This is a genomic window from uncultured Shewanella sp. (genome assembly GCF_947495455.1).
Classification (GTDB): Bacteria; Pseudomonadota; Gammaproteobacteria; order Enterobacterales; family Shewanellaceae; genus Shewanella.
This window is the reverse complement of sequence record NZ_CANLZC010000147.1, coordinates 1-10,481: the sequence shown is the minus strand read 5'-3', so window position 1 is coordinate 10,481 and position 10,481 is coordinate 1. Positions and strand designations below refer to the sequence as shown.

Genomic DNA, 10,481 nt, shown 5'->3' with positions numbered 1-10,481 from the left:
TTCAATGTTAAGAGATGGCGTTTTGTGGAAAGCATCAAAAGCTTGAAATTAACGATTGACACCATAGTCTCTTGTTAAATTGCCACTGCTGATGGCTTGATTATTGTCTAGGTGGCTCAATCAAGCCACCCACAGTTATTCTTGCCGAAGTTCTCATTACTGCTCTGCATCGGAGGTAAAAATCCTTGAATAGTAAAAAGTTAATTACAGCTATTTTTACATTAACACTATTAGGCTGTGAACAAAAACTGGAAACGCTTTCTTTTGAAAAGTGTAATGTAATGATTCCAAATAATTTCATCCCTATGGATGCATTAAATGGATTACCAGAATTTGGTCACTTGATAGCTAACAAGACAAGCCTTATCGGACTAAATGACCTAAATGAAACAATGATGACCCCTGAGGAAATAGAGCGCTTTAAACCGAAAACATATGTCCTAGAAGGCAAAGAAATTATAAATTATATTTTCTTTGTTGAAGGTAATCCCTTTAAAACCGCAAGAATCATTGTCATCGGAGAAAAATACCAGCTCTTTTTACAAGATATCACACTAAAACAAGCAAAAATAATTTTACAGCATTGCCTTAGTGATGAAAATATTGAAAAGCTGACTTGGCAAGACGCAATATCAAATCCACAGCTCCCTATTTTCTGAAATGATATAAAAGTCAGTGTGCAATGATTGATACTATGGTTGAAGACTCTTGATGGCATGGGTGAGCAAGGTGTGGACTTCAACTTTAGGCGTACAGCCATTCTTGAAAAGAACAGCCGCCGCTCTTTATAACAAAGACAGCGGAGGCACTCTTAATGAATAAAAACACAGGCGGCACTCTTTATAAGCTCTTCATGATAAAAAGGGCCAAGGGGCCGCATTCGCTTAGAAAAAAGCTCCATAATACTCAGGTTATGTTGACACTTTCCTAAAATGAAACTCAAAATGACGTTAATAGTCACATATAAGGATATTCTGACTTATTCTCTATTAGTATTAATAACTCACCTATTCATTACTCTTTTCTTTCTTTTCATTCTTTTTCTTCTTTAAAGCGACAAATCGACTAGGCTTAATCTTGATAAAACAGTACATAATAAGACATTAAAAGAGAGGAGAAACAATGTCAGTTTATCAAACGAAAGCTAAGGATACACAAGTTTACCAAGACTCAAGCATACATACATTAACTCACCAAAAATCTTCAAAAGCCATTATGCAAAAGGTCTTCAAAGGACCGAAACACAGTATTGCGCTTTTACAAATGAAGCCAAACAATACAAATTTACCTGATGATTTAAAAAACGGTATGGAGCACTTATCAGGTATGAGCCTAGATCATGTCAGAGTCCATTATAATTCATCTAAACCAGCTATATTTCAAGCTCATGCCTATGCCCAAGGAAATGAAATTCATTTAGGGGTTGGTCAAGAGAAACATTTACCTCATGAACTGGCTCATGTTGTGCAGCAAGCTCAAGGACGAGTCAAACCCACCAACACCGTTGGCGGTATGGCAATTAATGATAATAGTGAACTTGAAAAAGAAGCGGATGTTATGGGCGCTCAGGCACTGCAAATGCAGCCAAAAGAGAAGAAAAGCAGCGTTAAGGCGAGTTTTGGGGTTATCGATAATGGTCCTGACGCCATTCAGCTCAAGGCTATCAAAGGAGGAATAGAAAAATTAAATGGAAGTTGGCAGACAAGAGGAGTTTCAGTTACACCAGCGACAATTAATAACACCAGGGTAAGGGTTTCACCCGTTGACAACACGGATAAAGACTTATTAGACCCCAACAATGGATTCATATGGGGGCATTTAATAAAAGCAGCATGGGATGGAGGAAACGACGAAGGAAGATTAACATTATGGAATAACGCACGAGAGAATATTTGGACAAATATCGAGCAGAATGCACAAAGAGCAGTAAACAATATCAATGTACCGAATGGAACTTATGAGGTAAGTGTGAACACAACCGACATACCTTGGGGGACGACTATCCTTGGAGGAAGCGGAAAATTACCTAGCTATAATCCAAAATGGTTACAGGCTGCAGAAAAGCTAGATGTTAATAGGGCACCAATAAGAAACGTGCGAAATGCTTTAAATACGGTAGTGACTGCTGCGGAAATGAAAATTCATGATGGTGGAAAAAATATATATACATCTGGAAAAGTCAATATGGGAAAACCATCGAATTTAACAAAGTTAAAAAAACAATGATCTTAGAAATAACAAAACCTAGAAGCCATTGACCATGACTTCTAACCACACTCAGTGCACCTAATTTCTTTAAATAAAGAATAAATATTACACTATACTATTCTCTCAATATATTCGTTTTCAGTGAGCAACCTATTATGCATGAAGATAAATTTAAAACATTGATTCTATGCAGTTTAGGTGGTGCATTAGAGTTTTTTGATTTTATTATTTTTGCCCTCATGTCAATTCAATTATCTCAATTGTTTTTTCCAACACAGGCACCATTTTCCGCCTTATTAGCCACTTTTTCTACTTTTGCCATAGGGTATTTTGCTCGACCTATTGGCGGTATGGTATTTGGACATTTTGGCGATAAATATGGTCGAAAACAGACCTTTACCTTTTCCGTTATCGTTATGGCTGCAGCCACCTTTATCATAGGCTGTATTCCGACATACAATAGCATTGGTATTTATGCGCCTTTATTATTAATTGTTTTTCGTTTTATGCAGGGATTATCAATAGGCGGTGAGATCCCTGGCGCAATTACATATTTATCTGAATATTGGCCGCAACGCAAAGGATTATCTATAGGCTGGATTTTCTTTTGCATACAAGCTGGCATCGCGTTTGGTTTTTTTACGCAATACTTGCTGACACGATATTTAACCAATGAAGAGTTATTAGCATTTGGCTGGCGTATTCCTTTTTATTTAGGAGGCGTATTTGGTTGTATTGCCTATATATTAAGAAAAAAATTAGCGGAATGTTCAAACTTTCTTCCTTTTATTGCTAAACAAACACCTTATCCCGCTATTTATGTAATGAAATACCATAAACGCGCCCTTATCATTGCTACGTTATTAATGGCTTATACTGGTTTACCACTTGCATTACTGTTTATTTTGTTACCCACTTATTTAAAAACAATTACAGGCACATATGAAGTTGATCTACTCTCTCAAGCATTGGCCATGTTAAGCGCTGCTATTGTTGCTTTAGTGGTAGGCTATCTTTGTGATAAATTGACTAAAAAAATCTTTTGTTGGTGCTATGCTTTTGCAAGTATTCTTGGCGGTCTGCCTATATTTATGATCTATAACACGCACATAACTTGGTTCTACTTGGCTTATTTTATCAGCGTTATTGTAACTGGATTAGTGTCTGGCAGCGCACCCACTCTACTTGCTCAGTTATTTCCTAAAAAAGTTCGATATTCAGGTATAGGCATATCTTATAATATCGGGATTGGTGTCTTAACAGGCCTGATCCCTTTAATTATGTTTTCAGGTATCTCCTATTTTAAAGAGCCACTTTTCCCTGCTTATATTCTAATGTTTAATGGCATATTAATGATAGTTGCATTAATACTGTTAAATAGAAAAATAGCGTTTTCAACGCTACGAGACATTACAAAAAATATTTAAAGCAAAAAATAACCTAGGATAAAACGGAAAAATAGAAAAATGGAAAATATAAACAAGCATTATTAATCAACTGAGTCAGCACGTTACACATAAAAACTTACAGATACCCATAATGTCACTCATTTTTCAAGACCAACTGCAGGCATTAGGTCAAAGAAATCAGGTCATGATTTGATAATTCTTAGCGAGAACATCAATTTCTTGCTGATTAATAATGACTGACTATGTTGACCGCTTATTTTTCTTTGAATGAAACTTTTTTCTATCTTTTTACTACACGATACTTATGATCCTGCCTATGATTAAACTGTGTAAATCATGAAACCATTTAATGCACTATTAAAATCGTTATACCTAAGAAGTAATACAAGCTTAATGGTCATGATTTTAAAACATAACCTAATTAAAAATACATTTTTAAACTAAGGGAATGAAAGTAAATTATGAATGTAAAAAAATTTAAAAATCTAAATGTAGCAATGAGTTTGTTATTACTCTCCGCTTGTTTTGATGATAATAATGACACCGCCTGCACCGCTCCTACCTATAATAATGATGGCTCTTTACTGCAACTTGATTACTTAAATTGTTATACTCCTCAGGATATGCACTCGGCTTACGAGCTTAATACATTATATGACATGAATTTAACCGGTAATGACATGACTATCGTAATACACGATGCCTATGGCAGCCCAACTGCCGAGGAGGATTTCACTGTTTTCCATAATGCTTTTTTCCCAAATCGTGACATTCCAGAATTTAAACAAATTTACCCTTCCGGTATGCCCAGTGAAGATGGTGATTGGGAAGGAGAAATCTCTTTAGATATTCAATGGTCCCATGCCATCGCTCCAGATGCTAATATTCATCTTATTTCAACACTGGATAATTCATTTGAGTATATGCTTATTGGTATTGAATACATTGTTGATAATTATCCTCCAGGCACTGTAGTCTCAATGAGTTGGGGCGCGAATGAAACTGATTACAGTGATGAAGAGTTAGCTGGATTTGAAGCAGCTTTTAAAACAGGAACCGAAAATGGGATCACTTTTTTTGCCTCGTCAGGCGATGAAGGTAGTAATGATGGCGCAGATGTATTAATGACTGACTACCCTGCATCCAGCCCCTATGTTACTGCCGTTGGTGGTACATTTTTACAATACGGCTGGGAATGGGTTCCATTAAGTAATAATTACCTCACTGACTCAGATGAAACTAACTACGATTATTTCAATTTTAAGAAAGATCTCATGTTTCGTTTAGAAACACCATGGAATGAGTCTTGGTTAAGTTGGGCCTCAGGGGGCGGAAGCAGTACACTTTTTGATATTCCAGAGTGGCAATCTTCCGTTGCCGATCATATTTATGCACAATCTGGATCGGGTCGAGGGATCCCTGATTTGGCCTGGAATGCATCGGCAATGGGCGGTGTATTAGTCTATGATGTTGGCAATTGGGAAGTTTGGACAGGAACCAGTGCCGCATCGCCTCAAATCGCTGGATTATTTGCTCTGATTAATCAATATCTAGCCGAACAAGGCATGGATTATGTTGCCCACTTGAATCCATGGTTATATCAAATCGATGATGACACAGCTTTTAATGATATTCTACCCGTTTCTCAAGGCACGGTTCTGGCTGGAGAACAAGTGAATAATCAAACTTTTGAATATTTAGATGATGGCACGCTTGTTTATAGCGATGTACCAGGCTATCCCACCACTGAAGGTTGGGATATGACTACCGGTTTTGGTTCACCAAGAGGAAAAAACTTTCTTGATGCATTAGTTACAGTAATGTCAGAGAATAATTAACTATGTGTTAATCAGCATCATCATTATAGCTAAGCATCATTAATCATCGGCTTTCCCCCTCCTACTAAGGACCAGTAAACAAGTTTAAGTAGGAGGATACTCTTTTATAAATTGAAAGATAAAGGTCAACACTATGACCATCCCCTCAGTTAGATTCAATCCTTGATTTCAAAAATAAGCAACTGAAATAAATAAAGGCTTTTACTATTAACCTTTATATTGATTTAGCTATACGTATTTTATTTAAGATTAACTCGATTACAAACTTAATCATTTCACTGGAATATTTAAATTAACATGGAACTGTGAAATGCTTCACATAAAGTATAATTTCAATGTCCACTCTGGCACCAAAACCACTTGTCTGACCAGATTGTATTAAATAACTTAAATGTTGATATAGATTTTAGTCTAATGAATGAATACTAATCTAAGTAAATATGACGTTATTCACGATATAAATTTTAGGTGCCATCATGAATCAAGATGAATTCATTAAACAATTAAGAGTAGAATTAAATAACTCTCAATTAATGTTTAACGAGCACAATGTTTGCCGACTCATTATAGATAATAGCACTATAATCGATTTAGAATGGCTCGAAAACAATATTCTCTACTTCTATGCTGAAATAGGACATAGTCAACATTTATCTAAAGAGGAACTCATCATATTGCTTGAAGCCAATGCTTTTGGTCAAGGAGTAGGAAAAGCCAGCATTGCTATTGATAATCAGCAAGTGTTACTTCAACAGTCACTATCGACACTTGAATTAAGTTTCGTCGCTTTCATTGATGAACTTGAACCTTTTATTACTCATGCTATTGGCTGGAAAAATCAATTATTAATATCGTAAAACAGATAAATCTTTAATCAATTGAATCAATAAAAATCATGAAAGAACAAGATATTCGTATAGCATTTCAACATGCAGATTTACCTGTTCCCCCATTACCTAGAGAGCTAATCAAAACATTAAGTCCCATCAGTGATTTAAACTTTTGTAGCCAGCAGCCAATAGCTTCACCCTATGATTTACCTCAATATTTGCCAGAAATATTACAAAGTAATGATGATTTTTTTTCACTGGGTCAAACAGGCTATGGCATTAATAATTTATATTTTTATTATTACCTACAGTGGAATAATTTAACGCTAGCAATCCAGCAACATTGGGGCGGCGCTTATATCAACCACACAAAAAACAAACAAAAACTAGAAACATATTTTTCATTATTGAGAGCACTCTTATTCCAAGTGCACAAAAAGCATAATAATTTCAATGGGAAATTAATTATCGTGGATTCAGTAATCCATTCCTCTGGATGGGGGTGGCAATATTCAGATAATACAGTCAAGTGGCATGACAAAGATCAATCGATTTTAAAACAAGTACAAACAGTATTATCAGACATTGCTTAACACTTTCATTTATTTTTAACGTTAGATTTATAGGAACCTATTTTGCCTATTTTTGGATTTGTCAATAACATTGGCTCGGGTCAACAACCTGAAAATATTAATAATAAAACCCAGCTCTCCAATTTATCTCAACAACATAATATTGACACTAATAATCAAGGTGTCTCTCGCGCCTGCGGTAGAAAAAATTTCTTTCAGCGAATGGGTGACAACATTTTTCTCAAAGCAACTAAGTTGCAAGAACATATTTTCAGTAGTGGTGAGCCACAAAATGTAAAGAAACTCACCCATGATAGAGTCAATACAAATACTGACAATTTCAATCAACGTGTTGACTTTATGATAGATAATCTAGCAAAGGAGGATATCAAAACTGGGGCTAAGCAATTTACTATGCTCAGACACCTATCAAATTTGATCCAAAATGACTCAAATATACTTAGCTACGGTACCTTATTAACGGCAGCTCTAGATAAAAAGCTAGACTCATTAAACGATGAGCAGCTCAAACAGCTTGAAAACACACTATTAAATTATAAAAAAACAGATTTTTCTCAAAATAAGCAAGGCTATTTAGAAGAAATACGTCAATGTGTAACAAAGCATAATATCGCGCGCTCTGAAGCCATACCGCAAACACTCGATACCTTAATCACTCAATTAGACAATGACAGTAGTAACAGTCTCGCGAAGTTTAAAGATACGTTTAATGCATTAAAAATCCAGTGCGAGAACAATCATATTGACTATGAAAGCAATTTACCCAGTTTAATGAGATTGTCATTACAATCTTTGGGCGCGTTAAAAAGTGATCTAAGTACATTAAATCAGCATTTGTCTCTAGCAAAAGCTGAGGTCACAACACATTATGAAAACTTAGAGACCTTACATAAAGGCAAGCTCATCGATGATAAAGACTACGTCAATAGACTAGAGCAAATCAAAAGTAACTTTCGTGAGATTAAACTGGCACATCAAGCTGTACACACCGAAATTTTTACTCATCAAACTGATGGCATAACCGCCACGTTAAATGATAATGCTGCACTAAATCACCAAGATAAACAACAACTCAAAGCCTGTATTAAAGATCTCATTAATATTGTTAATACAGTGCAAGATCAAGAAGAAATCAGTGATATACAATTTAAAGTGCAGCAATCCCTGCAAAGGTTTTTCCCAGCAGAGCAAGCCAACTCACAAGCAGCGCTAAATGAACTCAATAAACATATGGTCAATATAGCCAATGAGTTACGCTCAGACCCAAAAACAGCACTGGGTAATAAACTGCAGGCATTTAGAGCAGAGATATCCTATATTTCTAAGGCTGCCACCGCCGCGGTAAAAGCTGTGCGTTATGAAGCCTTATCTCGTCAAGTTGGCCAATTTACCGATGCAAATCTAACGGGAACTATGTCACCGCTGGGCAAAGGCGCTGGCCATGAAGTCATGCTAGCTCAATATGGCAATACTGTTAAAGTCTACAAAGCCGATGATGATCAACTTGCAGGGAAAAATGGCGGCGCTTTCACTGGTCCACTGGCCATTGGTATTGATCACAGCTCTCCAAGATTGCTAGAGCGTGGCGTTATCGCCAGTCGTATCGATACCCATCTTAACTTTAATATTGTTGCCAAAACAGATTTTGCGCTACATGAGGGTCAACTAGGCATTGTGATGGATAAAGCCAAAGGCACGGCGGGTGCGGATATCAAACTTAAGGCCAAAGATCCTGATATTGCCGCTCAACTCCAACCACAATTTATCAAAATGCAACTAATGGATATCATTACAGGTCAGGCTGATAGACACATGAACAATTATTTGATCCATGTTGATAAAGCGAATAATGTAAAGTTAACCGCCATTGATAATGACTTCTGCATGGGGCCAGATTGGGAAAACCTCGATACTAATATTAGGAAAAACGGTAATCACCTACAAAAGTACCCTCCTGTTGTTGATAACACTATGTACTTAGCGATTAAAAATATGACTCCTGATGATCTCACTCGACTCTCTGGCGGCTTGTTATCTGATGATGCAGTAAAAGCAGCACAAACTCGACTAACAAATCTGCAGCAGCACCTAGAGCAGCTCCATCAAGACGGTAAAGTCATAGATGCTAACCTATGGGGGACAGCTCAAGTCTCGCAATGGCTTGATACCCCCAGAGAACTTACGAAAGTGACTTCTTGGGTTAAAAATGGTGATTTTCTGTTAAAAAATGATGATCCCGCTAAACCTGTATATGAATCAAAATCATTATATACGAGTTACTTAGCAAGAGACCAACAGCATTTCTTAGCCGCTTAAGCGCACACTGACATAAGGTTATGGCTTAGCACATCTAGCAAATAGAGCACTTATACCCATTCAGAAGATAGAGCACTTACAAGTGCTCTATCACTGATCTGTACCACAACAGGGTAACGTTTCACCAGTATTGAGATTATAAAATTAAAAATCCCTCGACAGATTTTGTCTCACTATATTCCCAAACCACAGTATCCACTTTGGCTGCCACTGGGCCTTGCTTTAAATAGTCAACCATTGCCATTAAGTCTTCCTCTTGACCTGTGGCCTCGACTTCAACATCGCCATTCATTAGATTCTTGGCAAAACCATGGATACTCAAAGTCGCAGCCACCTCTTTTACTGACACTCGATAAAACACACCTTGCACTCTGCCTGTTACTACCGCCTTTAATGTACGAACTGTCATTATTTTCTCCAAGTGAGTAGATGATTCTAAAAATTCGAGAGAAACTTTTCTCAATGAGGCCAGTTAATTCTACACTTACGACCCAGTTTAACACTTACACCAGAGTCTAAAAATAAATCCCTATTGCATTATCTCGTTATTGCTTCAAACATCTCTTTGGGCATCATAGGCTTGCCTTTTTTTCTGTCCTTACAAACTATAGTGGTTTTCGCCGTTGCAACTACTTTATTCTCAATCAAAATCTGTTGCTCAGCGATAATTCTAAGTCGACCTTGCATCAAAAAATGCGTTTCAACACGAAAGCTGTCTTCTGAATACAAAGAAGCGTGATATTTAATACACATTTCTGACATGACTAAATCAATCCCTTGCTCTTGATAAGCCATAAAATTAATGCCAAAGTCTTTCGACAAAGCCATATGCCGTGCATGTTCAAAATAATGTAAAAAATTAGCATTGTTGACAATACCTTGACTGTCTAATTCATAGTCTCGCACTTGGGCATGCCAAATGCTCTTTTTACTGGACATCATTCACTCGTTATTCGCATCACATAATGACTAATTTTAACAAGAAAGCGCCTTTCGCACAGCTTTAGCGTAAATAGTGGCATCAATATCTGAAAAATGGCTGGAATATAAAGTCATAGCGCATTTTTATTGTTATTATGTCTGCTTATAGCTATACCCGTGATACTTGAAGATGCAGGATTCAGCTGGAATTAAAAGCCTTTTAGGCAAGGCTTTGAACAGTGTGCCTAGTTATTCTAAGCTGATGTTCAAGAACGCAGTATAAAAGGCTTTGCTTTTACATATAAAGAGGCCAGCCCCTTGGGAGTCTGTAAAAGCACCGACTTCTGCGTTGTATCATCTTAAAAG

At 36.8% G+C, this 10,481-nt stretch carries 9 protein-coding genes; 7 read left to right on the top strand and 2 right to left on the bottom strand.

The window, feature by feature from the left end; all coding sequences use genetic code 11:
* Positions 1–185 precede the first annotated feature (185 nt).
* The 7 genes from Q0791_RS23220 to Q0791_RS23190 all read left to right on the top strand — a co-directional run bounded on the left by Q0791_RS23220 (position 186) and on the right by Q0791_RS23190 (position 9,194).
* Entirely contained in the window at positions 186–659 is a 474-nt protein-coding gene (locus Q0791_RS23220; RefSeq protein WP_299011602.1) for a hypothetical protein, read from the top strand.
* A gap of 463 nt (positions 660–1,122) precedes the next feature.
* Entirely contained in the window at positions 1,123–2,226 is a 1,104-nt protein-coding gene (locus Q0791_RS23215) for a DUF4157 domain-containing protein (protein WP_299011601.1), read from the top strand.
* A gap of 137 nt (positions 2,227–2,363) precedes the next feature.
* Positions 2,364–3,635, top strand: coding sequence for an MFS transporter (locus tag Q0791_RS23210; protein ID WP_299011599.1), 1,272 nt, complete (start codon positions 2,364–2,366; stop codon positions 3,633–3,635).
* 443 nt (positions 3,636–4,078) lie between these two features.
* Positions 4,079–5,455 carry a S53 family peptidase gene (locus Q0791_RS23205; protein ID WP_299011598.1) on the top strand — a complete coding sequence of 459 codons (1,377 nt, stop codon included), beginning with the start codon at positions 4,079–4,081 and terminating at the stop codon, positions 5,453–5,455.
* Between the two features lie 476 nt (positions 5,456–5,931).
* The gene (locus tag Q0791_RS23200) at positions 5,932–6,312 is read left to right on the top strand and encodes a type III secretion system chaperone (protein ID WP_299011597.1); all 381 of its coding nucleotides are present in this window, start codon (positions 5,932–5,934) and stop codon (positions 6,310–6,312) included.
* A gap of 38 nt (positions 6,313–6,350) precedes the next feature.
* Positions 6,351–6,878 carry a hypothetical protein gene (locus tag Q0791_RS23195; RefSeq protein WP_299011596.1) on the top strand — a complete coding sequence of 176 codons (528 nt, stop codon included), beginning with the start codon at positions 6,351–6,353 and terminating at the stop codon, positions 6,876–6,878.
* A gap of 42 nt (positions 6,879–6,920) precedes the next feature.
* Positions 6,921–9,194 carry a hypothetical protein gene (locus Q0791_RS23190; RefSeq protein WP_299011595.1) on the top strand — a complete coding sequence of 758 codons (2,274 nt, stop codon included), beginning with the start codon at positions 6,921–6,923 and terminating at the stop codon, positions 9,192–9,194.
* A 136-nt stretch (positions 9,195–9,330) separates the two neighbouring features.
* On the opposite strand, the gene Q0791_RS23185 is transcribed toward Q0791_RS23190, so the two are convergent.
* Positions 9,331–9,603: an acylphosphatase gene (locus tag Q0791_RS23185; protein WP_299011593.1), complete on the bottom strand. Its 273-nt coding sequence runs from the start codon at positions 9,601–9,603 to the stop codon at positions 9,331–9,333.
* Positions 9,604–9,731: 128 nt separating this feature from the next.
* Entirely contained in the window at positions 9,732–10,136 is a 405-nt protein-coding gene (locus tag Q0791_RS23180) for a thioesterase family protein (RefSeq protein WP_299011591.1), read from the bottom strand.
* Positions 10,137–10,481 lie beyond the last annotated feature (345 nt).